This is a genomic window from Streptomyces sp. NPDC058145 (genome assembly GCF_042884245.1).
In the GTDB taxonomy this organism is placed as follows: Bacteria; Actinomycetota; Actinomycetes; order Streptomycetales; family Streptomycetaceae; genus Streptomyces.
Genome location: NZ_JBHVUH010000007.1, coordinates 80,036 through 103,369, shown reverse-complemented (window position 1 = coordinate 103,369; position 23,334 = coordinate 80,036). Strand labels below are relative to the sequence as shown.

General features: G+C 72.2%; 16 protein-coding genes and 2 pseudogenes. 13 read left to right on the top strand and 5 right to left on the bottom strand.

What is annotated here, in order from left to right; all coding sequences use genetic code 11:
* Positions 1 to 121: 121 nt before the first annotated feature.
* The 4 genes from ACFVVO_RS17315 to ACFVVO_RS17300 all read left to right on the top strand — a co-directional run bounded on the left by ACFVVO_RS17315 (position 122) and on the right by ACFVVO_RS17300 (position 6,354).
* Positions 122 to 2,443, top strand: a complete 2,322-nt coding sequence (locus tag ACFVVO_RS17315; protein ID WP_390055745.1) for a GH92 family glycosyl hydrolase — start codon at positions 122 to 124, stop codon at positions 2,441 to 2,443.
* A 155-nt stretch (positions 2,444 to 2,598) separates the two neighbouring features.
* A complete protein-coding gene (locus ACFVVO_RS17310) occupies positions 2,599 to 3,942 on the top strand; it encodes a wax ester/triacylglycerol synthase family O-acyltransferase (RefSeq protein WP_390055743.1) in 1,344 nt (447 codons plus the stop codon).
* Positions 3,943 to 4,279: 337 nt separating this feature from the next.
* Positions 4,280 to 5,809, top strand: coding sequence for an SDR family NAD(P)-dependent oxidoreductase (locus ACFVVO_RS17305; RefSeq protein ID WP_390055741.1), 1,530 nt, complete (start codon positions 4,280 to 4,282; stop codon positions 5,807 to 5,809).
* 371 nt (positions 5,810 to 6,180) lie between these two features.
* The gene (locus tag ACFVVO_RS17300) at positions 6,181 to 6,354 is read left to right on the top strand and encodes a hypothetical protein (protein WP_358937041.1); all 174 of its coding nucleotides are present in this window, start codon (positions 6,181 to 6,183) and stop codon (positions 6,352 to 6,354) included.
* Between the two features lie 103 nt (positions 6,355 to 6,457).
* Here the strand turns inward: ACFVVO_RS17300 and ACFVVO_RS17295 are convergent, their stop codons facing one another.
* A complete protein-coding gene (locus ACFVVO_RS17295; protein ID WP_390055739.1) occupies positions 6,458 to 7,819 on the bottom strand; it encodes an amidase in 1,362 nt (453 codons plus the stop codon).
* A 116-nt stretch (positions 7,820 to 7,935) separates the two neighbouring features.
* Positions 7,936 to 8,370, bottom strand: coding sequence for an Lrp/AsnC family transcriptional regulator (locus tag ACFVVO_RS17290; protein ID WP_390055737.1), 435 nt, complete (start codon positions 8,368 to 8,370; stop codon positions 7,936 to 7,938).
* 97 nt (positions 8,371 to 8,467) lie between these two features.
* On the opposite strand from ACFVVO_RS17290, the gene ACFVVO_RS17285 reads away from it, so the two are divergent.
* Positions 8,468 to 9,400: an SMP-30/gluconolactonase/LRE family protein gene (locus ACFVVO_RS17285; protein ID WP_390055735.1), complete on the top strand. Its 933-nt coding sequence runs from the start codon at positions 8,468 to 8,470 to the stop codon at positions 9,398 to 9,400.
* A 120-nt stretch (positions 9,401 to 9,520) separates the two neighbouring features.
* Here ACFVVO_RS17285 and ACFVVO_RS17280 read toward each other — a convergent pair whose 3' ends face one another.
* A complete protein-coding gene (locus tag ACFVVO_RS17280) occupies positions 9,521 to 10,609 on the bottom strand; it encodes a LacI family DNA-binding transcriptional regulator (RefSeq protein WP_390055733.1) in 1,089 nt (362 codons plus the stop codon).
* Positions 10,610 to 10,847: 238 nt separating this feature from the next.
* Here ACFVVO_RS17280 and ACFVVO_RS17275 point away from each other — a divergent pair, with 238 nt between their 5' ends.
* From ACFVVO_RS17275 to ACFVVO_RS17250, 6 genes are read left to right on the top strand one after another with little or no spacing between them, the layout of a single operon-like run.
* Positions 10,848 to 12,137: an ABC transporter substrate-binding protein gene (locus ACFVVO_RS17275; RefSeq protein WP_390055731.1), complete on the top strand. Its 1,290-nt coding sequence runs from the start codon at positions 10,848 to 10,850 to the stop codon at positions 12,135 to 12,137.
* Positions 12,138 to 12,142: 5 nt separating this feature from the next.
* A complete protein-coding gene (locus ACFVVO_RS17270; RefSeq protein ID WP_390055729.1) occupies positions 12,143 to 13,039 on the top strand; it encodes a carbohydrate ABC transporter permease in 897 nt (298 codons plus the stop codon).
* Positions 13,036 to 13,965 (top strand): carbohydrate ABC transporter permease, encoded by a 930-nt coding sequence (locus ACFVVO_RS17265; RefSeq protein WP_390055727.1) that lies wholly within the window; start codon positions 13,036 to 13,038, stop codon positions 13,963 to 13,965. Before ACFVVO_RS17270 ends, ACFVVO_RS17265 begins: the two co-directional genes overlap by 4 nt.
* A gap of 49 nt (positions 13,966 to 14,014) precedes the next feature.
* Positions 14,015 to 15,295, top strand: a complete 1,281-nt coding sequence (locus ACFVVO_RS17260; protein WP_390055725.1) for a glycosyl hydrolase — start codon at positions 14,015 to 14,017, stop codon at positions 15,293 to 15,295.
* On the top strand, positions 15,268 to 17,331 hold the full coding sequence (locus tag ACFVVO_RS17255; RefSeq protein ID WP_390055724.1) for an endo-beta-N-acetylglucosaminidase: 2,064 nt from the start codon (positions 15,268 to 15,270) through the stop codon (positions 17,329 to 17,331). Before ACFVVO_RS17260 ends, ACFVVO_RS17255 begins: the two co-directional genes overlap by 28 nt.
* Positions 17,332 to 17,375: 44 nt before the next feature.
* Complete coding sequence (locus tag ACFVVO_RS17250; protein WP_390055722.1) at positions 17,376 to 20,396, top strand: alpha-mannosidase; 3,021 nt, start codon at positions 17,376 to 17,378, stop codon at positions 20,394 to 20,396.
* Between the two features lie 90 nt (positions 20,397 to 20,486).
* Here the strand turns inward: ACFVVO_RS17250 and ACFVVO_RS17245 are convergent, their stop codons facing one another.
* Positions 20,487 to 21,188 carry a FadR/GntR family transcriptional regulator gene (locus ACFVVO_RS17245; RefSeq protein WP_390055720.1) on the bottom strand — a complete coding sequence of 234 codons (702 nt, stop codon included), beginning with the start codon at positions 21,186 to 21,188 and terminating at the stop codon, positions 20,487 to 20,489.
* Between the two features lie 119 nt (positions 21,189 to 21,307).
* Between ACFVVO_RS17245 and ACFVVO_RS17240 the strand changes: the two are divergent.
* Positions 21,308 to 21,649, top strand: a pseudogene (locus ACFVVO_RS17240) (hypothetical protein); the annotation flags it as partial.
* Positions 21,604 to 21,786: pseudogene (locus tag ACFVVO_RS17235) on the top strand (amidohydrolase family protein); the annotation flags it as partial. The pseudogenes ACFVVO_RS17240 and ACFVVO_RS17235, both read left to right, overlap by 46 nt.
* A gap of 102 nt (positions 21,787 to 21,888) precedes the next feature.
* Here the strand turns inward: ACFVVO_RS17235 and ACFVVO_RS17230 are convergent.
* Positions 21,889 to 23,316, bottom strand: a complete 1,428-nt coding sequence (locus ACFVVO_RS17230; RefSeq protein WP_390055719.1) for a lipase maturation factor family protein — start codon at positions 23,314 to 23,316, stop codon at positions 21,889 to 21,891.
* Positions 23,317 to 23,334 lie beyond the last annotated feature (18 nt).

Genomic DNA, 23,334 nt, shown 5'->3' with positions numbered 1-23,334 from the left:
GCCCCGTCAGGCCGCCCGTCGCCGCGACGCGTTCCGTATCACCCTCCCGGAATGCCCGGGTTCGCCTCGTTCGCCCGCCACGATGCAGGCAACGATGTCGAACCTTCGGAGGTCATCCGACATGAGAGGGACCCGGCGCACACGGCTGTGCCTGGCCGGAGTGATGGCAGCGTCCACGCTGATCGCCACCCCCGCCGCACGCGCCGCCGAGCGGACCGACGGCCACCTCGCCGACCTGGTCAACCCCTTCATCGGGACCCAGGACGAGGGCAACACCTTCCCCGGCGCCGCCGTGCCCTTCGGCATGGTGCAGCTCTCCCCGGACACCGGGCACAACACCGGCTACGACTACACGCAGGACCGCGTCCGCGGTTTCTCGCTGGTCCACCTCTCCGGCGTCGGCTGCCGGATCGGCGGCGACCTGCCCGTACTGCCCACCACCGGCGACGTCACGCGGACGGACTACACCAAGTACGCCGCGGGGTTCCGGCACGCGGACGAGGAGGCGACCCCGGGCTACTACCGCGTCGGCCTCGGCTCCGGCATCCGCGCCGAACTCACCGCGACCACGCGCACCGGGGTGCAGCGCTACACCTTCCCCGCCACCGGCCGGGCCAACGTCCTGCTGAACGCCGCCCAGGCGCTGCACCGGCCGGGCGGCAGCAAGGTCGAGATCCTCGACGACCGCACCGTGCGCACGGAGATCACCGGCCACGGATTCTGCCGGGACACCGGCCCGTACACCGTCCACACCATCACCCGCTTCAGCCGCCCGTTCACGGCCTACGGCACCTGGGACGGACCGACGGTCACCGCCGGCGCGCGCACCGGCCGCGGCGGCGCCTACGTCCGCTTCGACACGACGCGGGACCGTACCGTCGAGGCGACCACCGCCCTGTCGTACGTCGACGCGGACGGAGCCGCCGCCAACCTGCGGGCCGAGGGCGGCCGGTCCTTCGACGCCGTGCGGCACCGGGCCCGCGAGGAGTGGGAGCGGCGGCTCGCCACCGTCCGTGTCCAGGGCGGCGCCCCGGTGCTGCGCCGCACCTTCTACTCCTCGCTCTACCGCTCGTTCCTCGCGCCGAACGTCGGCAGCGACGCCGACGGCCGCTACCTCGGCTGGGACCGCCGCGTCCACCGCGCGCGGGGCTTCACCTACTACCAGAACTGGTCCCTGTGGGACACCTACCGCACCCAGGCCCAGCTCCTCGCCCTGCTCGCGCCCCGCGAGGCACGCGACATGGCCCGGTCGGTGGTGCAGGTGGACGAGGACGGCGGCTGGCTGCCCAAGTGGGGCTACGGGCCGGTCGAGACGAACGTCATGAGCGGCGACCCGGTCACCCCGTTCCTGACCACCGCGTACCAGATGGGCCTGCTCAAGGGCTTCGAGGAGCGGGCCTACCGGGCGCTCAGGAAGAACGCCGACGGCGTGCCGCCCGCCGGCTATCCGGGCATCGGCCGGGAGGCGAACGCCGAGTACATCGCGCACGGCTTCGCGCCCTACGTCTGGAACCGCCCGCTCGCCAAGATGGGCGACTCCGACTACCACCACGGCGCCTCCGTCACCCTCGAGTACGCCCTCGCCGACGCCGTGCTCGCGCAGATGGCCCGCGGCCTCGGACACCGGGCGGACGCCGCCCGCTACGCCGCCCGCGCCCGGAACTACCGGACCGTCTTCGACCCCGCGACCGGCTTCTTCCGCCCCCGCGACGCCTCCGGCGCCTTCACCGGTACGCTCGACCCGGCCCGCGCCCCCGGCTTCCACGAGGGCACGGCCTGGCAGTACCAGTGGCTGGTCCCGCACGACCTGCCCGGCGTGGTCGGCCTGATCGGCGGCGAGCGCGCGGCCAACGACCGCCTGGACGCCTTCTTCGCCTACGACCGACTGCTGGCCGACCCCGGGCGCACCGCCCGCGAGGTGTGGGTGCACGGCGACGCGTACGCCTACTACAACGCCGACAAGTACAACCCGATGAACGAGCCCGACCTCATCGCGCCCTACACGTACCTGTCCACCGGACAGCCCTGGAAGACCACGGACGTGGTGCACGCGGCGCTGACCCTGTTCACCGACGGACCCACCGGCATGACCGGCAACGACGACCTGGGCACCATGTCCGCCTGGAACGTCCTGTCCTCCATCGGGCTCTTCCCGATCCAGCCCGGCTACGACACCTGGGGCCTGTCCACCCCGGTGTTCGACCGGGTCGACCTCACCCTGGACCGCCGCTACTGGCCCGGCGGGCGGCTCACCGTGACCGCTCCCGGCACCTCGGCCGCCGACCACTACATCCAGGGCGTCCGCACGGACGGGACACCGCACGCGCGGACCTATCTGCGCACGGATGCGCTGCGCTCCCTGCGCACGCTCGCGTTCACGGTCGGCCCGCGCCCGTCGGAGTGGGGTACGGCGCCCTCGGCCGCGCCCCCCGTCCTGAGATGACCTCGGCCGACCTCGGCCGTCTCATGAGTCCCGCCCCTCTCGGCGAGCGGGACTTAATCCGCCGTTAACTGTCCGTAGCACGATCGTACTTGACCGTAATCACCTCTCGGGGATTGACTTCTGGTTCACCCCGTCGTCGACGTGCGAGGCAAGCCTTGACCTCCGACCCGCTCGCTCCCCTCGACCTGGCCTTCTGGAACATCGAGTCCGAACGGCACCCGATGCACCTGGGAGCGCTCGGCGTGTTCGCCGCGCACTCGCCCACCGCGGGCGCGCACGCGGCCGACCTGCTGGCCGCCCGCGCCGCCGCCGTGCCCGGCCTGCGCATGCGCATCCGGGACACCTGGCAGCCGCTCGCGTTCGGCGGCGCCACCCGCGAACCCGCCCCGGACTTCGACCCGCTGGACCACGTACGCCTGCACGCGCCGACCGCCGACTTCCACGCGGTCGCGGGCCGGCTGATGGAACGGCCGCTGGAGCGCGACCGCCCGCCGTGGGAGGCACATGTGCTGCCCGGCGAGGACGGCGTCTCCTTCGCCGTGCTGTTCAAGTTCCACCACGCCCTCGCCGACGGGCTGCGCGCGCTGAAGCTGGCCGCCGGTGTGCTCGACCCGGTCGACCTGCCCGAGCGCGCCCCGCGGGCCGTCGAGCCGCCGCGCGGCCCGCTCTCCGACGTCCTGTCCGACGTGCGCAGACTGCCCGGCATGATGCCCGGTCTGGTCAGAGGCGCGCTGTCCGACGTGGGCCGGGCCCTGGACATCGGCGCCTCGCTCGCCCGCTCCACCCTCGGCATGCGCCCCTCGTCCGCGCTGACCTCGGCGCCCAGCGGCACCCGCCGCACGGCCGGGGTCGTCCTCGACATCGACGACGTGCACCGGGTCCGCAAGAGCGCCGGCGGCACCGTCAACGACGTGCTCATCGCCGTGGTCGCCGGTGCGCTGCGCCGCTGGCTGGACGCGCGCGGAGAGGACACCGAGGGGGTGGCGCCGCGCGCCCTCATCCCGGTCTCGCGGCGCCGTCCGCGCACCGCGCAACCACAGGGCAACCGGCTCTCCGGGTACCTGACACGGCTTCCGGTCGACGACCCCGATCCGCTGCGCCGGCTCGACACCGTCCGCGCCGCGATGGTCCGCAACAAGGACGCGGGGCCGAACCGGGGCGCCGGCGCGGTCGCGCTGCTCGCCGACCACGTACCGGCCCTCGGCCACCGGCTCGGCGGGCCGCTGGTCGGCCAGGCCGCGCGGCTGTGGTTCGACATCCTGGTCACCAGCGTGCCGCTGCCGGGGTTCGGGCTGCGGCTGGGCGGTCAGGAGCTGACGGAGGTGTATCCGCTGGCCCCGCTCGCGCCCGGGCAGTCGCTGGCGGTCGCGATCTCGACGTACCGCGGGCACGTGCACTACGGGCTGGTGGCCGACGCCCAGGCCGTCCCTGACCTGGACGTGTTCGCCCGCGCGGTGTCGGAGGAGGTGCGGGACCTGCTCACGGTGTGCGAGGCCTGAGGACCGGCCTCCGGCCGGGCCCCGGGTTCGGCTTCGCCTCCGGGTTCGTACCGGCCGTGCGGCCGAGCCCCGCCCCGGCCCGCCTCCGCGGCGGGCCGGGGCGCAGCCGTGCCGGGATCGGTCGTCGGTGGGGCCCGCGGCGGAGACGGTCGTCGGTGCGGTCGGACCGCGGGGCGGGCGAAGGGGCGTTGTCGCACTTCAGCGGCTTGGGGCGGTGGGCGAGGGCGGGGGCCGGGGGAGCGGTTTGGTCGTAGGGTGTGCCGCTACGTAAAATTCCCCGTTCGATAGCGGGCGCGAGTCGGAGCGCTGCGCGGGTGATCAGGGAAGCGGCAGCGCGATGACGGTGACAGAGGACGGTTCCGTGTCCATGGAGGCAGCCATGGCCGTCCCCACGGACGCATCCATGGAAGAGGTGGTCCACGGACCCGGTATCGACCCCGAGCGGCTGGCCGTCTGCCTGAGCGTGCTCGAGGAGCTCGACCGGCTCGACGTCGACCACCCCGACGCGATCACGGTGCGCCGGGCCACTTCGCAGATCTACCGCACGGTCAAGCAGCGCCGCCGCCAGGAGCGCCGCGCCGCCAAGACCGCGCACGACCGCTTCGTCACCGAGGCCACCGCCACCGGCTCCGCAGAGCGCATCGACGACGAGACCGAGGGCATCCTGCCCTCCTCCAAGATCGACGAGGGCAGGATCGCGGGTATTCTGCAGCGCCCCCGCTCCTGCTACGTCTGCAAGCAGCGGTACGTCGAGGTCGACTACTTCTACCACCAGCTCTGCCAGAAGTGCGCCGACGAGAACCGGGCCAAGCGGGACGCCCGCGCCGACCTCACCGGCAAGCGCGCCCTGCTCACCGGCGGCCGCGCCAAGATCGGCATGTACATCGCGCTCCGGCTGCTGCGGGACGGCGCGCACACGACCGTCACCACCCGCTTCCCCAAGGACGCCATCCGCCGCTTCAAGGCGATGGAGGACTCGGCGGACTGGCTGCACCGGCTGGAGGTCGTCGGCATCGACCTGCGCGACCCGGCGCAGGCCGTGGCCCTGGCCGAGCAGGTCGCCGAGGCGGGCCCGCTCGACATCCTGATCAACAACGCCACGCAGACCGTGCGCCGGCTGCCCTCCGCGTACGCAGCCCTGGTGGACGGCGAGAGCGCGCCGCTGCCCGCCGGTGAACTGCCCTCCCACCACGTCATCGGCGCCTTCAACTCCGGTGCCGTCGACGGCATGGCCGCGCTGTCCGTCGGCAGCAGCGGCCTGGACGCGCAGAAGGTCGCCGACCTCGCCCTCGTCGCGGGCAACGCCAGCGTCGCCCGGCACCTCGAGGGCACGGCCATCGACGCGGGCGGCCTCGTCCCCGACGTGGTCGACAGCAACACCTGGGTGCAGACCATCGAGCAGATCTCCCCGGTGGAGCTGCTGGAGACCCAGCTCTGCAACTACACGGCGCCGTTCATCCTCATCAGCAAGCTGCGCCCGGCCATGGCGGAGGCGGCGCGGCGGGCGGGCCGCGGGCGTGCCTACGTCGTCAACGTCTCCGCGATGGAGGGCGTCTTCAGCCGCGGCTACAAGGGCGCCGGGCACCCGAACACCAACGCCGCGAAAGCGGCCATGAACATGGTGACGCGGACCAGCGCCCAGGAGATGTTCGACACCGACGGCATCCTCATGACCGCCGTCGACACCGGCTGGATCACCGACGAGCGTCCGCACTACGAGAAGCTGCGGCTGGCCGAGGCCGGCTTCCACGCACCCCTCGACCTGGTCGACGGCGCGGCCCGTGTATACGACCCGATCGTGCGCGGCGAGGCGGGCGAGGACCTGTACGGCGTCTTCATGAAGGACTACGCGCCCGGCAAGTGGTGAGCCTGCGCGCTCGGCAACCGAAGAGCCCACTCGGATTCGAAGGCGTGTTCGCCTGGTAGGCCGAGTGGGTGATTCGTTTGGGTCATCGAGTGATGCGCTTTGTGGCAAATAGCTGCATATTGAGAGGCATTGGGGGGTCGGGCGACTCCCGATAGTTACACCTTGTTTGCACTCCCTATCGAGCGGCTGCCCGCTCATTTGGTTAATCTGGAGGGCGCGGACAGCAGTACCGGGTCCCACCCACACCCATCGTCCGTACCGGCGCCACCGCGTCCGAACTGGCCTTCCATCCAGACCCGAGCGGGCACGAGTGCCGGAGCGCAGCTGTGCGGTATGCCCCGAGGGTGAGCCCGACACATAAGGAGTGCGCGGTGACACCGGAGAAGACGAATCTCGACGAACGCCCCAAGGAACGCGGCGAGCGAGCCGGCCGGCGGCACGGTGAGCTCGGCAGCCTCGACGTGTGGGCCCGGTCCGCCCCCATCCGCCTCGCGGGGTACGAGGAAGACCTCGCCGAACCCCACATCCTGCCCAGCGTGGACTGACCGCCGGGCCGGACCAGCCAGGTCACCGCCGGTATGGGCGTGACAGGCTCACGCCCATACCGGCGCTGAGGAGCAGACCCCGGCCGCACCCCGTACGGCTCGATCAGACCCCGTCCGCCGAGTCCGGCAGCGGTGCCGTCCGGGACCACGGGCGCAGCGTCTCCAGCTCCTCCGCCAGCGCCAGCAGATCCGCCTCCCGGCCCGGCCGCGCCACGAGCTGTACGGCGCAGGGGGCGCCCGAGGGCAGCGTGCCGAAGGGGACCGACATCGCCGGCCAGCCGGTCAGGTTCCACGGCGGGGTGAACGGTGAGTAGGCGGTGTTCGCCAGGATGTTGCGCAGCCAGCCGCGCTCGTGCCAGGGGCCGGCCTTGGGGGAGCGGCGGGCGAGGGCCGGGGTCAGCAGCACGTCGTGCTCGGTGAGGAACGGGGTCAGCCGGGCGCGCAGGCGTTCACGCCGGTCCCCGGAGCGGACCGACCGGACGAAGCGACGGCCCACGGCCGCGTGCACCCGGGTCCGCCGGGCCAGCAGCGCCGGGTCCAGGCCCTCCGCGTCCACCGCCGTACCCGCCGTCCAGTGCCGCAGCGTGGTCACGCCGAGGGAGAGCGGATAGGGCGCCTCCGCGCGCCGGACCCGGTGTCCGGCCCCGGCCAGCACTCCGGCCGCATCCCGGACCGCGGTCGTGTAAGGCCTGCTCACGCTCACCCCGGCGAGCGGGCTGCGCAGAGCGACGGCGATGCTGAGCGGCGCCCGTTCCGCGTGCCCCGCGAACCCGGCGTCCGCGAGGACCGACAGCATCAGCCGCAGATCCCCGACCGTGGTGGCCAGCGGGCCGTTCTCCGACATGCCGAACCAGTCGCCGTTGCCGATCCCGGCCGGCACCACCCCGTGCCCCGCCTTCAGCGTGACCAGCCCGCAGTTGGCCGCCGGGATGCGCAGCGAGCCCATGCCGTCGTTGCCGAGCGCGAGCGGCACCAGGCCCGCGGCCACCGCTGCCGCGCTGCCGCCGGAGGAGCCGCCCGCCGTGCGGGAGGGGTCCCAGGGGTTGCGGGCGGTGCCGTGGACGCCCTCCGTGGTGCCAAAGACACACAGCTCGGGCACGTTCGTCAGGCCCACGACCACGGCGCCGGCCGCCCTCAGCCGGGCCACCGTCACATGGTCCTCGGCGGCCGGTTCGTCCGGCGTCGCGGCGGAGCCGTTGCGGTGCGACTCGCCGCGCACCGCCAGGTTGTCCTTCACCGCCACCGGCACCCCCGCCAGCGGCAGCCCGGCCAGATCGGCCCGCGCCCCCACCTCGTCCGCCTCCGCCAGCGCCGCCTCGGCCCGTACGGCGCGGAAGGCCCCGATCCGGCCGTCGAGCCGCTCGATCCGCGCGAGATGCTCCGCCACCACCTGCCGCGGCGTGACGTTCTTCTCGCGTACGGCCGCTGCGATGTCGGCGGCGGTCCGGCCGGCCCAGCTGGTCACGGGCACTCCCTGGCTACTCGTCGGTATGAATCAAGCGCGCAGGGAGAACTGTGCACGCTCGGGCGCGGCGCGTCGAGAGGCCGGAGGGGGCCGTCGCCGCGGCGGCCGGTGAGCGGCTACGGAACGACCGGCCGCTCGAAGAAGGTCTCCAGGGCGACGGTGGCCTGGGTACCGCTCACGCCGGGGATCGCGTAGACGCGGCGGAGCACGTCCTGGAGCTGCTCCGTCGTCGTGGTCCTGACCTTGACCAGTACCGAAGCGCTGCCCGCGATGACATGGGCCTCCTGGATCTCCGGGATCGCGGCGAACGCGTCGCCGCTCTCCCCCATCCACCGTGTCGACGTGACCGTGACGAAGGCGAGCACGCCCCGTCCCACCGCCGCGGGGTCCACCTCCACGGAGGTACGCCGGATGACTCCCCGCTCCCGCAGCTTGCGGACCCGCTCATGGGTCGCTCCGGCGGACAGTCCGACCGCCTCCCCGAGCGCCGCGTACGACCTCGACGCGTCCTCCTGCAGGAGGACGAGCAACCGCCGGTCTGTGTCGTCCAATGGATCTCCTTCGGCAATGAGGTTGATGGACCGAATGACATTCTGCATAGTGAGGTTCTGCTGAATCAACTTCGGAACCACAGTGGGGGTTGGCGACATGCCAGAAGAGCGACCGCAGTTGTACGAGATCCTTGACGACCGCTTCCGCACCGGCAAGTGCCACGTGGGCGACTCGAAGCCGGAGATCCTCCACGAGGGCTGCCGCTGGGCCGAGGGCCCGCTGTACGTCCCGGCCGGGCGGTACCTGGTGTGGAGCGACATCCCCAACGACCGCATGCTGCGCTGGGACGAAACCACCGGGCAGGTCGGCGTCTTCCGCTCGCCCGCCGGTCACCCCAACGGCAACACCCTGGACAACGAGGGCCGCCTGATCACCTGTGAACAGGGTAACCGCCGGGTGACCCGCACCGAGCACGACGGTTCGATCACCGTCATCGCCGACCGGTTCGAGGGCAAGCGGCTGAACAGTCCGAACGACGCGGCCGTGCGGTCCGACGGCTCGATCTGGTTCTCCGACCCCGACTTCGGGATCACCAGCGACTACGAGGGCCACCGCGCCGAGAGCGAGATCGGCACCACCAACGTCTACCGGGTGGACCCGGGCACCGGGGAGGTCCGGCTGGTCGCCGACGGCTTCGGCGGCCCCAACGGCCTGGTCTTCTCCCTCGACGAGAGCCGGCTCTACGTCTCGGACAGCAGGGTCAACCACATCCGGGTCTTCGACGTCCAGGACGACGGCACCCTCACCTCCGACCGGGTCTTCGCCGAGTGCAAGGCCGGCAGATTCGACAACATCCGCTTCGACGACGGAGGCCGGCTCTGGGCCGCTGCGATGGACGGCGGAGTGCACTGCTACGACCCGGACGGCACACTCCTCGGCCGCCTCCTGATCCCCGGCGTCGTCGCCAACATCCGTTTCGGAGGCGCCAAGAGGAACCGGCTGTTCATCGCCGCCGACACCACGCTCTACTCCCTCGTCATGGGCGTCACCGGCCCTCCGCCCCTGCCGGGAGTACACCGCACCCGCTGACTTGCGCGGTGCCGGGGGCGAGCCGGTCGACGAGGCCGCCTCCGCCGCCATCGTCCGCCGCGCCGCGACACGGAACACCGGCGGCAGCCGCCGGCCGCCCCCTGATCCTGCCTCGCCGTCTCAAGTCGTCGGTACAGGAGACGAGTCGGGAGTCGAGGCGGGGCGGGAGGCGGACGCCGCCCCCGTACTGCCGCGTCCGGTGAGCCGGGGCACCGGCACCCCCACCGACCGCGCCGGCTCGCCGTCCAGCAGTGCCATCAGCTCCCGTGCGGCGGTCCGGCCGAACTCGGCGCTGTCGCGGGACAGGGCGGACAGCCGCGGCGTGACCATGCGGCACAGGGCCGAGTCCTCCCACGACACCACCGACACGTCCCGCGGGACACGGAAGCCCAGTTCGGCCGCCGCGGCCAGACCCGCCACGGCCATCACGTCGTTGTCGTAGATCAGCGCGGTCGGGGGCGGTGAACCGCCGAGGACCCGGCGGGTCACCGCGGCGCCCTCCGCGTCGGAGTAGTCGGTGGTCACCGAGCGGACCCCGGTGAGGCCACGGCGCTCCGCCTCCGCGCGCAGGGTCGCGATCCGGCGCTGGGTGTGCGCCAGGCCGGGCAGCCCCGCGATGTGCACGATCCGGCGGTGCCCGAGCGCCGCCAGCTCCTCCACCACCGACGCCATCGCGCCGGCGTCGTCCGCCCAGACCGTGGACAGGCCGGGGTGCCGTACGTCGGGCGCGCCGCCGATGACCACGGCGGGCAGGCCGAGTTCGTCCAGAAGATCGGGGCGCGGGTCCTCGGCCCGCGGGTCGACCACCAGGACGCCGTCCACCCGGTGCTCCGCCCACCAGCGCCGGTACGCCGCGCACTCGTCGGCCACGTCCGGGGCCACCTGGAAGAGCAGGCCCAGGTGACGCTCGGCCAGCACCTCCTGGATGCCGGAGACGAGGTGCAGGAAGAAGGAGTCGACGCCCAGCGTGTCCGCCGGCCTGGCCAGCACGAAACCGACCGTGGCCACCCCCTCGCCGGTCAGGGCGCGGGCCGCCGTGCTGGGACGCCAGCCCAGTTGCTCGGCGACCCGGCCAACCCGGGCGCGGGTGGTCTCCGAGACCCCGGGGCGGCCGTTGAGCGCGAACGAGACGGCGCTCTCGGAGACTCCGGCGCGGCGCGCGATGTCCTTCATCGTCGGCCGGCGCGCGGGTGATCGCTTCTCCGGCAAGGCTGCGCCCCTTCCCTCGACGGCCCGGTCCCGGCCAACTACTAATGCGCTTGAGTCCGCTTACCCTAAAGCGCATTAGTGATCGGCGGCAATAGGTTGCAAGCGCCGCTCTGAACAGGGGTTTTAAGTCACTAATGACTTTAGCGGAGTCGAATCCATTGACGCGTCCCACAAACGTTGTGCACAGTCTGGCCCGGCACCTTCTGCCACATCCCCCCTGCAAAGGAGCCCAGCCGCCGTGCGCATCTCCCGCAGAACCTTCGCCGCCGCCGCCGTCGCCCTCCTCCTGCCGCTGAGTGCCTGCGGCTCGGGCGGGGACGAGGGCGGCTCGACCGACGCATCGGGCAAGGTCGAGGGCGACATCACCTTCCAGACCTGGAACCTGCGCGCCAACTTCAAGCAGTACTTCGACGGCCTGATCGCGGACTTCGAGAAGAAGCATCCCGGTACCCATGTGAAGTGGATCGACCAGCCCGCCGAGGGCTACGCCGACAAGATCAGCGCCGACGCCGCCGGCGGCACCCTGCCCGACGTCGTCAACGTCTCCCCGGACCTGGTCGCCCCGCTCGCCAAGGCCGGTCTCGCCCTCGACCTCGACAAGTCCGCGGGCAAGTACGAGTCCGAGTACCTGCCCGCGGCCTGGGCCGGCCACCGGGTGCCGGGCCTCGACGGAACGTACGCCTTCCCCTGGTACCTGAACACCGGGCCGCTCTTCTACAACAAGGCCCTGTTCAGTAAGGCCGGACTCGACCCCAGCGCACCGCCGAAGACGTACGACGACCTCTTCACCGACGCCCGGCGGATCGCCGAGAAGACCGACGGCAAGGTCGCCACCCTCGCCAACGTGCCCACCATCGAGGACTTCGGCCGGTACGGCGTGCCGCTGATGAACAGGGAGGGGACCGGCTTCGCCTTCGACGACGCCAGGGGGGTCGAACTGCTCACCGAGTACAAGCGGCTCTACGACGCCAAGGCGCTCGACCCGCAGGCGCTGACCGCCACCCCGGAGTCCTCCGGGAAGAAGTTCCTCACCCAGGCGGTCGCCATGAACCCCGGCAGCGCCCTGGACCTCGGCAACTTCAAGAAGCAGGCGCCCGGCCTCTACAAGAACATCGGGATCACCGACCAGATCACCAGCACCGGGCACGCCAACATGTACGTGATGGGCGTGATGGTCAACTCCCGTACGAAGCACACCCCGGCCGCGGTCGCCTTCGCGCACTTCGTCACCGACGCGCGCAACCAGATGTCCTTCGCCAAGAAGGTCGCCATTTTCCCGAGCACCGCCGGCTCCCTCGACGACCCGTACTTCACCAAGGAGGACGGCACCGACGAGACCCGGGTGCGCGTCGCCGCCGCCAAGTCGCTGAAGAACGCCGTCAACTACACGCCGGTGCTGTTCAGCGAGCAGATGAAGACCGCGCTGCGCAACGAGGTCGCCAAGGCGCTGCAGGGCAAGGAGAGCCCCGAGGCGGCTCTCGACAACGCTGTCATGGCCTGCGACCAGCTTCTGAAGCAGCAGGGCTGAGCAGCATGGCCGCACCCACCACCACCTCCCGGATACGGCGGCAACTGCCCAGCAGCCCCTGGCTGTTCGCCGCCCCCGGGCTGCTGATCGCCGGGGCCTTCGTGCTCTACCCGTTCGTGTCGACCGTCGTGAACTCCTTCACCGACCGGCGCACCCTGATCCCCGGGCGCTTCGTGGGCCTCGCCAACTTCCGCGAGCTCCTCCACGACGACATGTTCTGGACCGGCCTGCGCAACAGCTTCCTGTACATCGTCGGAGTCGTACCCGCCCTGGTGGTCCTGCCGCTGCTGCTCGCGCTGCTGGTGCAGCGCAACATCCCCGGCATCACCTTCTTCCGGTCCGCCTTCTACACCCCGGTGGTCGCCTCCATCGTGGTCGTCGGGCTGATCTGGGTGTGGCTGCTGGACGAACGCGGCCTGGTGAACTCCCTGCTGGAGACCGTCGGCATCGGGCGGGTCGGCTTCCTCAGCGACCAGTGGCTGCTCCTGCTCAGCGCCATGGCGGTGACGGTGTGGAAGGGCCTCGGCTACTACATGGTCATTTACCTGGCGGCGCTCGCCAACGTCCCGCGCGAACTGCACGAGGCCGCCGCCGTGGACGGCGCGGGACCGGTCCGCCGCTTCCTCGAAGTCACGGTGCCCGCCGTGCGTTCCACCATGGTGCTGGTCGCCGCGCTCTCCTCTGTCGCCGCGTTCAAGGTGTTCTCCGAGGTGTACCTGATGGCCGGCCCCAGCGGCGGCCCGGCCGGCGAGGACACCACCCTCGTCATGCTCGTCCAGCGCACCGGCACCGGGCTGACCGGCCGGGTCGGCTACGCCTCCGCCCTCTCCGTCGTGGTGTTCGCCGTCACCGTCGCGTTGATGCTCCTCGTGCTGCGCGCCGACCGGAGGGAGGAGACATGAGCGTCCTGGAGAAGGCGGCGCGCACGCCCCGCACGGCCCGCACGGCCACGGCCCGCCCGGCCGTCACCCGGGCACCCCGGGTCACCGACGAGCACGGCCGCCGGGTACGGCCCGCCGAGCTGGTCCTGCGCTACGCGCTGCTGCTCGCCGTCCTCGCCCTCACCGTCGGACCCTTCCTGTGGCAGCTGTCCACGTCCCTCAAAGGCCCCACCGAGGACATCTTCAGCTCACCGCCGAAGTTCCTGCCCGGCCATCCCACCCTGCACAACTACACGCGGGTCGCCCACACCATCCCCGTCTGGGACTACGCCCTCAACTCGCTCAAGGTCGCCGCCGCGAGCGTCGTCACCAACTGCGCCGGTTCGGCACTCGCCGGATACGCCCTGGCCCGCCTGCGCTACCGCGGCCGGAAGGCGGCGACCCTGGTCTTCGTGCTGGCGATGCTGGTGCCCGTGGAGGGCATCATCATCGCCCAGTTCACCACCATGCGGGAACTCGGCCTGAACAACACGCTCATCGGCGTCGTGCTGCCCGGGGCGGTCGCGGCGATGAACGTACTGCTGATGCGCAACGCCTTCCGCAACCTGCCGTACGAGATCGAGGAGGCCGCCTACGTCGACGGCGCCAACGTCTGGCAGCGGTTCTGTCGCATCGCGCTGCCGGCGGTGAAGGGCACCCTCGCCGTCGTCGCGATCTTCGCCTTCATGGGCGCCTGGGACGACTTCCTGTGGCCGCTCGTCGTGCTCAGCGACCCCGACAGGTTCACCCTGACCATCGGCCTCAACTACCTGCACGGCACCTTCGCGAACGACGAACGGCTGGTCGCCGCCGGCACCGTCATCGCCGTGGCCCCGCTCATCGCCCTCTTCGCCTGCCTGCAGCGGTACTTCTTCCGCGGGGTCGGCGAGGGCGCCGTCAAAGGCTGACCACACCGCCGAAGGACCGCCGCCCCGTACCCCACCGCAAGGACACCGTATGCCCCCTGCCGTGCGCTTCGGCGTCAACTACACCCCGAGCGAAGGATGGTTCCACCACTGGCTCGACTTCGACCTGGACGCCGTGCGTGCCGACCTGGACGCGATCGCGGCCCTCGGCCTCGACCACATCCGCGTCTTCCCGCTGTGGCCCTACTTCCAGCCCAACCGCACCCTGATCCGCCCCCGCGCCGTGGCGCAACTGGTGGCGCTCGCCGACGCGGCCGCCGAACGCGGCCTGGACGTCAACGTGGACGGTCTGCAGGGCCACTTGAGCAGCTTCGACTTCCTGCCCGCCTGGACCCGCACCTGGCACCGGCGCAACCTCTTCACCGACCCGGACGTGGTCGAAGGCCAGGCCGACTACCTGCGCACCCTGGCCACCGCCCTGGCCGGCCGGCCCAACTTCATCGGCATGACGATCGGCAACGAGGTCAACCAGTTCGCCGCCGGACCCCACCCCGACCCCGACCGGATCACGGCGCAGGAGGCCGAACGGTGGCTGAGCACGCTGCTCGCCGCCTGCGCCGAGGGCGCCCCCGACCGGCTCCATCTGCACGCCTCGTACGACGCCGCCTGGTACCAGGACGACCAGCCCTTCACGCCCGGGCACTCGGCCCGGCTCGGAGCCGTCACCGCCGTCCACTCCTGGGTGTTCAACGGCACCGCGCAGCGCCACGGCCGCACCTCCGTACCCGCCGAGCACCACGCCGCCTACCTGGTCGAGCTGAGCAAGGCCTGGGCCGAGGAGCCGCACCGGCCGGTCTGGCTGCAGGAGGTCGGGGCGCCGGCGCCCCTGGTGCCCGCCGAGCACGCCGCCGCCTTCGCCGAGGCCACCGTGGCCGGCGCGCTGGACTGCCCGGACCTGTGGGGCATCACCTGGTGGTGCTCGTACGACGTCTCGCGCGACCTCGCCGACTTCCCCGAACTCGAATACGGGCTCGGCCTGTTCACCAACGACCGCAGGCCCAAGGACATCGCCCGCGTGCTGGCCGAGGCCGCCCGCCGGCCCCGCACCCACCCGGCGGCGCGCACCACGGCCCTCGTCGTACCCGCCGACCCGGACCGCCGCTCCCGATGCGCACCCGGCGGACCCGTCTTCGACGCCTTCTTCCGGCTCGTCGCCGACGGGGCCCGCCCCACCACCGTCCTCGACACCCGCGCGGACGACAAGGAACACCTCGCCGCGCGCGGCATCACCGAAGTCGTCACTCCCGACCAGGTACTCCCCATCCCACAAGGAGGCACTTGCTCGTGCACCCCACCAGACGCACCGTCCTGATCGCCGGCGCCGCCGCGGCCGTGCTCCCGGCCGCCCCCGCCCTGGCCGCCCCGGGAACCAGGGCCGCCACCGCACCGTACGCCTCCTACTGGTACCCGGACTCCCTGCCCTCCGGCAGCCCGGGCACCGGCGTCACCTGGCGCAGCCTGAAGGCCTGGCGCGCCGCCGACGACCCCGACCTCGCCTTCAACGCGGCGTCCGTGCCGCTCGCCGCCCGGTTCACGCCGACCCCGGCCAACACCACCGCCCGCTCCGGCCAGGCCCGCGTCCAGGCCCTGGTCTCCTTCGGGCCCACCTCCGCCAACCCCTCCCAGGGCTCGCCCACCGCCGACCACTACGCCCTCACCCACTGGGCCTACCTGGACGAGCTGGTGTTCTGGGGCGGCTCGGCGGGGGAGGGGCTGATCCTGGCGCCGAACGCGCCGATCGTGGACGCCGCCCACCGGCACGGCGTGCCCGTCCTCGGCAACGTCTTCCTGCCGCCCACCGCCTACGGCGGGCAGCTCCGGTGGACCCGTGACCTGATCCAGAAGGACGCCTCGGGGCGTCATCCGCTCGCCGCGCAACTCGTCGCGGTGGCGGCCGCGTACGGCTTCGACGGCTGGTTCCTGAACGCCGAGACGGGCGGCGGGAACACCGCCCTCGGCACCGCGATGCTGGACTTCGTGACCGAGTTGAAGGCGCTCGCGGCGGCGAAGGGGCAGCGGGTGACCTGGTACGACGCGATGACCGTGGACGGGACGGTCAGCTGGCAGGGCGCCCTGAACGACCGGAACCAGGCCTTCTTCCAGGCCGCCCACGCCATGTTCGTCGACTTCCGGTGGAGCGCGGGCGGTCTCGCCGCCTCGGCCACCCGGGCCGGGCGACTGAGGCGCGATCCGTACGGGTTGTGGGCCGGCGTCGACGTCGAGTCGAACGGGTCGGACTCGTCGGTGGACTGGGACGCGATCGTGCCGACGAAGAAGGCGCACATCACCTCGATCGGCCTCTACCGGCCCGAGTGGACCCGCAACCACCTGCCCGCCGACCGGCGGGCCCCCGAGGACTTCCACGCGGCCGACGACCGGTTCTGGACCGGGCGGTCACTGGACCCCGCGCGGCCGGACGGCACCGATCCCTGGCGGGCGCCGGCCGTGTCGGTGGCGGACCGGTCGACGGTGACCTCGGTGCCGTTCGCGAGCGTGTTCAACACCGGGCACGGGCTGCGCTGGTACGAGGAGGGTGCCGTCACCTCGGACGCGCCCTGGAACCACCTCGGCCTTCAGGACCGGCTGCCGTCGCGGCGGTGGGTGGTGCGGACGGCGGGGCGGCGCCCGGACGTCTTCCTCGACTTCGGCGACGCGTGGCGGGGCGGCAGCAGCGTGCTGGTGGCGGGCGAGCTCGACGAGCCCGCGGTGCTGGACCTGTACGCGACCCGGCTGCCGATCACCGCCTGCACGGTTGTCGAGCTGACGCACCGGGCCGACGCTGGAGGTGTGAACGTCGAGCTGGCCGTCGCCACGGCGGAACCGGGTGGCCCCGGTGCGTCACCGCCGTACACCTACCTGCCTGTGAACCCGGTGCATCCTGTGAACCGGGTCAACCCCGTCAACCCGGCCAACCCCGTCAACCCGGTCGACACCTGGCAGACCGCGACCGTGCGGCTCACCGGGCTGTCCGGCACGATCCACGCCCTCGGAGTGCGCCTGACCGCACCCGGCGGCGGCCCCGTGCGCTGGCGGCTCGGCCGCATCGCCGTACGCGACACCGTCGAGGCCCCTGCCGCACCCGCCGGTCTGCGGATCACCGCCGCCACCGGAGGCGACCTGCGCCTCGCCTGGAACGCCGCGCCCCACCGGGTCCCGGTCCGCCACTACGAACTGCACCGTCTCCTGCCCGACGGCACCCGCCGCTTCCTCGGCGGCACCTGCCAGCGCGCCCATTTCGTCACCGGCCTGCGACCCGCACCGGGCGAGACGGCCGCGCGATTCGAACTGCGGGCGGTGGGGGAGCTGTACCACGCCTCGGCACCCGTCACCGTCACCCACTCCTGGTAACCCGCCCGTGTCCCTCACCCGGAACCCAGCAGGGAGCACCCCGCATGCATGACGACCGCAGCCTGGTCGAAGCCCGTCTCCGGCGCGTCCTCGACGAACGCGTCCGCCCCGCCGTGTACCCCGAGTCCGTGCCGCTGCGGGTCGCCGTCCGGCACGCGCCCGGCGAGCCCGTGCCGGTCGCGGAGGGGCTCGCGGCCGAGCCCGAGCCGATCGAGGTGGGTGCCCGGTGGGGTGCGCCCTGGGGCACCAGCTGGTTCCGGGTGACCGGGACCGTCCCCGAGGACTGGGCGGGCCGGACCGTCGAGGCCCTGCTCGACCTCGGCTTCGACGAGAACATGCCCGGCTTCCAGTGCGAGGGCCTGGTCTACCGGCCCGACGGCACCCCGGTGAAGGGCCTCAACCCGCGCAACCAGTGGGTGCGGATCGGGGCTCCCGTGGAGGGCGGGGAGGAGGTGTGCCTGCACATCGAGGCCGCCTCCAACCCGGTCATCCTCGATTACCACCCCTTCCGGCCCACCCGACTCGGCGACAAGGACACCGCCGGTCACGAGCCGCAGTACACGCTCACCCGCATGGACCTCGCCGTGTTCGACGAGACCGTGTGGCGGCTGGTGCTGGATCTGGAGGTGCTGGGCGAGCTGATGGCCGAGCTGCCGGAGGACTCCGCACGCCGGCACGACATCCTGCGCGCCGTCGACGGGGCCCTGGACCTGGTCGACCTCCAGGACGTGAACGGCACCGCGGAGCGCGCGCGAGCCCGGCTCGCCGGCGTGCTGGCCGCTCCGGCCGTCCCCTCCGCCCACCGGATCAGCGCCGTCGGGCACGCGCACATCGACTCGGCGTGGCTGTGGCCGCTGCGGGAGACCGTGCGCAAGGTGGCCCGTACGACCGCCAACATGACCGCGCTGATCGAGGACGAGCCGGAGTTCGTCTTCGCCATGTCCCAGGCCCAGCAGTGGGCGTGGGTGAAGGAGCACCGGCCCGAGGTGTGGGCGCGGGTGCGCAAGGCCGTGGCGGAGGGGAGGTTCGTGCCGGCCGGCGGGATGTGGGTCGAGTCGGACACCAACATGCCCGGATCGGAGGCGATGGCCCGGCAGTTCGTGCACGGCAAGCGCTTCTTCCTCGACGAGTTCGGCATCGAGAACGAGGAGGCCTGGCTGCCCGACACCTTCGGCTTCGCCGCCGGGCTCCCGCAGATCATCCGGGCGGCCGGGTCCAAGTGGCTGCTGACCCAGAAGATCTCCTGGTCGCGGACGAACACGTTCCCGCACCACACCTTCCACTGGGAGGGCATCGACGGCACCCGGATCTTCACGCACTTCCCGCCGGTCGACACCTACAACTGCTCGATGCGGGGCGGCGAGATCGCCCACGCGGCACGGAACTTCAAGGAGAAGGGCAGGGCCCGGCACTCCCTGGCGCCCACCGGCTGGGGCGACGGAGGCGGCGGCACCACTCGCGAGATGGTCGCCAAGGCGGCCCGGCTGCGCGACCTGGAGGGCTCCGCGACCGTCGTCTGGGAGACGCCCCGGGCGTTCTTCGAGAAGGCCGAGGCCGAGTATCCCGAACCGCCCGTCTGGGTCGGCGAGCTCTACCTCGAACTGCACCGCGCCACCCTCACCAGCCAGGCCAGGACCAAACAGGGCAACCGTCGCAGCGAGCACCTGCTGCGCGAGGCCGAACTGTGGGCGGCCACCGCGGCGGTCCGCACCGGATCCCCCTACCCCTACGAAGAGCTGGACCGGATCTGGAAGACGGTACTGCTGCACCAGTTCCACGACATCCTCCCGGGCTCCTCCATCGCCTGGGTGCACCGCGAGGCCCGGGCGACGTACGAGCGGGTGGCCGCCGAGCTGACCGGGATCATCGAGGCCGCGCAGCGCGCGCTGGCGGGCGAGGGGACGACGCCCCTGGTGTTCAACGCCGCCCCGCACGCCCGTGCCGGCGTCCCGGCCGCGGGGGCCGCGACCGCCCGGCCGGAGGGCACCACGACGCTCGCGCCGCGCCCGGACGGCGGGCACGTGCTGGACAACGGCCTGCTGCGGATCGGGATCGACGCCCGCGGCCTGGTCGTCTCCGCCTACGACATCGAGGCCGGCCGCGAGACCGTCGCCCCCGGCCGCGCGGCGAACCTGCTCCAGCTGCATCCCGACTTCCCGAACATGTGGGACGCCTGGGACGTCGACGAGTTCTACCGGAACACGGTCACGGACCTCACGGACGCCGACTCGGTGACGGCGGACGAGGACGGCGCCTCGGTGCGTGTCGTGCGGTCCTTCGGGGCCTCGCGGGTCACGCAGATGCTGTCGCTGTCGCCGGGGGAGCGACGGCTGGTGATCGACACCGAGGTCGACTGGCACGAGACGGAGAAGTTCCTGAAGCTGGCCTTCCCGCTCGACCTGCACGCCGAACGGTACGCGTCCGAGACCCAGTTCGGGCATGCCCACCGGCCCACGCACACCAACACCTCATGGGAGGCAGCCAAGTTCGAGGCCTGCAACCACCGCTTCGTCCACCTGGAGGAACCCGGCTGGGGCGTGGCGCTGGTGAACGACTCGACGTACGGCCACGACGTGACCCGCACGGTCCGCACCGACGGTGACCGCGGTACGACGACCACGGTCCGCGCCTCCCTCCTGCGGGCCCCGCGCTTCCCCGACCCCGAGACCGACCAGGGCGTCCACCGCTTCCGGCACGCCCTGATCCCCGGCGCCGGGATCGCGGACGCGGTCCGCGAGGGCTGGCGGATCAACCTGCCGGAGCGGCGCGTCACCGGCGCCCACGAGGTCGCCCCGCTGGTCACGGTGGACGACGACGCGGTCGTGGTCACGGCCGTGAAGCTGGCCGACGACGGCAGCGGCGATGTCGTGGTCCGCTTCCACGAGGCCCACGGAGGGCGGCCCCGCGCCACCCTCACCGCCGGCTTCGAGGTCACCGGCGTCACGGCGACGGACCTCCTGGAACGCCCGACCACCGAGACTCCCGCCCCGGACCGGGACGGCGACCGGATCACCGTGCGGCTGCGGCCGTTCGAGCTGATGACGCTGCGGCTGAGCAGGCGCTGACCGGACGCCTCGGGTCACCGCGGCTCGGCGGGCGCTGAGCACGCCCTCGGGTCGCTGGTCCGGGGGACGGTTCGGCCGCGGTGCTCCGGCTCACGAACCGAGTTCGGCCCGCAGCCACTCCTTGACCTCGCCCACGTGCGCGGCCGCCGCCGCGCGGGCCGCCTCCGGGTCGCGGGCGGCCAGGGCGCGGTGGATGGCGGCGTGTTCGCGGCGGGTGCGGACGATGGCGCCCTCCTCCTGGTAGCCGCGCCGGGCGCGGGCCCGGAAGGTGCGGGAGGACAGGCCCTCCAGGATGGCGGCCATCGTTTCGTTGCCCGCCGCCGTCGCGATCTCGCGATGGAAGGCCAGGTCGTGGGCGAGCATCTCGTCGGGGTCGTCGGTGGTGTTCATCGCCGTCAGGTGTTCGCCCAAACAGCCCAGTTGATCGTCGGTGATGCGGGCCGCGGCGAGCGCGGTGGCCGCCGACTCCAGGATCCGGCGCACCTCCAGCAGCTCCACCAGCCGCGGCCCGCGGGACAGGTCGGCGACGACGCCGAAGGTCTCCAGCAGGTCGCCGGCCTCCAGCGCGGTGACGTAGATTCCGCTGCCGTGCCGGGCCTCCAGCACGCCCATGACCGTCAGCGCGCGGATCGCCTCGCGCATCGAGCTGCGGGAGATGCCCAGTCGAGCCGCGAGGTCGCGCTCGGTGGGCAGCCGCTGGCCCGGCTCCAGCGAGCCCTCGGTGATCATCACCTTGATCCGCTCGATGGCGCGCTGGGTCACCGTGCCCTTCTGCGGGGCCGCCTCGTCCACACCGAATCTCCCGTCGCTGGTGCGTCGCAGTCTAGCCAGCACAGTGGTCGGACCACTATGCGCGGCGGATGACGGAAACAGCGTCCGGAGGGTGTTCCGGCGCCGGAGTGGTCTGATAAATGTCGAGACATCCGCCCCATGACGGAAAGGACTTCAGTGGCCCAGGCCCCCGCGCGCGTCTCTCAGCGGTCGACACCTACGACATCCGATTTCCCACCTCGCGCGAGCTGGACGGCTCCGACGCCATGAACCCGGACCCCGACTACTCGGCGGCCTACGTCGTGCTGCGCACCGATGCCGCCGACGGGCACGAGGGCCACGGGTTCGCCTTCACCATCGGGCGGGGCAACGACGTCCAGGTCGCCGCCATCGACGCACTGCGCGGCCATGTCCTCGGCCGCGGGGTGGAAGCAATGTGCGCGGATCCCGGCTCGCTCTGCCGGGACCTGGTCGCCGACAGTGCCACGTCCGCGAGGGCATCCGCGTCAACTGCGTCAACTGGACGCCCGACGACCTGCGCCCGTACACCGATGCCGCCCTGGACGCCTTCGGGCCCGGCCGGCTGATGTTCGGCTCCGACTGGCCGGTGTGCAGCCTCGCGGCCGGCTACGCCCGGGTGTGCGAGACGGCGCGGGAACTGACCCGGGAACTCGCCCCCGCGTGTACGAGGGCACCGCCCGCCGCGTCTACGGCCTCTGAGTCACCCCTGGGACCCGTGAGCCGCCCCCGCGAGCCGCGTGGGCGGCAGGTACTCCCGTACGAACGTCCGCTCCCAGCACGCCCCGGTCGCCCGCAGTTCCCGCCAGGTGGTGTAGCGGTAGCGGAAGAGGCGGGCCCGGACGAACCGGGGCGGGGTGTCCCGGGGGAAGGGGGAGCGGCGCAGCAGCCGCAGGGTGTCTCGGTCGTTCTCCAGCAGCCGTTCCACCAGCGGGCCGAACCAGTCGCCGGCGTAGCCCGGGGACAGCGCGGCGAACCACATCAGCCAGTCCAGGCGCAGATGGTAGGGCGCGAAGAGGCGCGGCCAGTGCCGTGGATCGCCGGGTTTGCCCCTGAACTCGTACTCCAGCCACCGCGAGTCCTCCCTCGGCACGTCGTCCAGCGTGCCCTCGACCACCACCTCGTACCGGACCCGGCTGACGCTGCCGAACGCGCCGTAGGTGTTCACCAGGTGCAGCGGGTCGAAGGACCGGTTCATGACCTGGCGCCGGGAGACCATGTTCACCACCGGGTGGTAGCTGAGGAACAGCAGCAGCGCGGCGACGGCCAGGACCACGACCTCGTACCAGAGCGGGGCCGGGGGCACGGACGGCGCCGTCGCCGGCAGCCGCAGCGCGGACAGCGCCAGGACGATGGTGATCCAGTTCAGCCAGGAGAAGTTACCGGACAGCACCAGCCACAGCTGGGTGACGATCATCAGCGCGGCGGCGGCGGAGGCGACCGGCTGGGGGGTGAAGAGCAGGAAGGGCACCGCGAGCTGGGTGAGGTGGTTGGCGGCCACCTCCACGCGGTGCAGCGGCTTCGGCAGATGGTGGAAGAACCAGCTCAGCGGACCCGGCATCGGCTGGGTCTCGTGGTGGTAGTCCAGACAGGTCAGCTTGCGCCAGCACGCGTCGCCCCGGAGCTTGATCAGCCCGGCCCCGAACTCGACCCGGAACAGGATCCAGCGCAGCAGGAACAGCACGACCACGGGTGGCGCGACCTCGTCGTTGCCGAGGAAGGCGGCGAGGAAGCCGGTCTCCAGCAGCAGCGACTCCCAGCCGAACGAGTACCAGGTCTGCCCAACGTTGACGATCGACAGGTACAGCGCCCACGGCACCAGCCACAGCAGGATGCCGCCCCACAGCGGCAGAGCCGAGTCCACCCCGGCGAGCAGGGCCGCCGACACCGCGCAGCCCGTCCAGGCCACGGCCGCGAAGAAGCGGTCCGAGTAGTGCAGATGGAACACGCTGGGCGCCCGCCTGAACGGCACCCGCACGGTGAAGCGGGGGATCGGCAGCATGCCGCGCTCGCCCAGCAGGGCCCGGAACTGCCGGGCGGCCACCAGGAACGCGACGAGGTACACACCGGCCAGGGCCCGCTGAAGGACCAGCCTGCTCAGCCAGTAGTCGGGTGCGGTGAACCAGTCCACAACTGCGCTCCTGCCAGG

What these genes read in the sequence shown, in the direction of transcription:
- ACFVVO_RS17315 (WP_390055745.1), top strand. Translation starts at nt 122, where the DNA reads ATGAGAGGGACCCGGCGCACACGGCTGTGCCTGGCCGGAGTGATGGCA.
- ACFVVO_RS17305 (WP_390055741.1), top strand. Translation starts at nt 4,280, where the DNA reads ATGACGGTGACAGAGGACGGTTCCGTGTCCATGGAGGCAGCCATGGCC.
- ACFVVO_RS17285 (WP_390055735.1), top strand. Translation starts at nt 8,468, where the DNA reads ATGCCAGAAGAGCGACCGCAGTTGTACGAGATCCTTGACGACCGCTTC.
- ACFVVO_RS17270 (WP_390055729.1), top strand. Translation starts at nt 12,143, where the DNA reads ATGGCCGCACCCACCACCACCTCCCGGATACGGCGGCAACTGCCCAGC.
- ACFVVO_RS17265 (WP_390055727.1), top strand. Translation starts at nt 13,036, where the DNA reads ATGAGCGTCCTGGAGAAGGCGGCGCGCACGCCCCGCACGGCCCGCACG.
- ACFVVO_RS17260 (WP_390055725.1), top strand. Translation starts at nt 14,015, where the DNA reads ATGCCCCCTGCCGTGCGCTTCGGCGTCAACTACACCCCGAGCGAAGGA.
- ACFVVO_RS17250 (WP_390055722.1), top strand. Translation starts at nt 17,376, where the DNA reads ATGCATGACGACCGCAGCCTGGTCGAAGCCCGTCTCCGGCGCGTCCTC.